We start from the raw sequence: 806 nt of genomic DNA, 5'->3' as shown, positions 1-806 counted from the left end.
TTTAGTGGGGGTCGCGAAAACAGCATTAGATACCGCACATTTATTGCCAGCATTTGAACAAGAACCGCCATTGGCCACGGATATTGAATTTTTAAGAAAGGTAAGCCCAAAAAAGCCAGTCGATTATAGCTGGCAAGATAAAGCGGTTAAAAATATTAGTCATTGGAAAAGCTTACAAACAAAGTTAGAACAAGGATTTTTTGCTGTCAATATGGCCAGTACGGGTTGTGGTAAAACAACGGCCAACGCAAAGGTTATGCGTGCTTTGTCTACTGATGGTAAAAGTTTACGCTATATTTTAGCGCTAGGTTTAAGAACATTAACACTACAAACTGGTGATGAATATCGTAAGTTGATTGGGCTAGATAATTCCCAGTTAGCTGTGCTAATTGGTTCAAAAGCGGTGGCTGAATTACATAATAAATCTGTTCAGGAAGATGCTGCCTTAAATGCTGAAGAGAGTGGATCTGAATCTCAAGAAGCGTTATTGGATGAGTTTATTCATTACGAGTGTGACATTCCAGACACTATATTATCGACAGTATTAAAGAAAGAAAAAGATAAGCAGTTTTTATATGCACCAGTGTTGGCTTGCACTATCGATCACATGATGTCTGCGACTGAAACACTGCGAGGTGGGCGTTATATCTTACCGAGTTTACGTTTAATGTCATCAGATTTAGTCATTGATGAAGTGGATGACTTTACGGGGTCGGATCTTATTGCTATCGGTCGATTGATTCATCTTGCTGGCATGCTAGGGCGTAAAGTAATGATTTCATCTGCGACTATACCTCCCTCTTTAG

1 pseudogene is annotated in these 806 nt (G+C 39.6%); it reads left to right on the top strand.

What is annotated here, in order from left to right:
• Nucleotides 1–806, top strand: a pseudogene (locus BT797_RS23330) (type I-F CRISPR-associated helicase Cas3f); the annotation flags it as partial.

Source organism: Moritella viscosa, assembly GCF_900120065.1.
Lineage (GTDB): Bacteria > Pseudomonadota > Gammaproteobacteria > Enterobacterales > Moritellaceae > Moritella > Moritella viscosa.
This window is presented reverse-complemented; position numbering and strand designations above follow the sequence as displayed.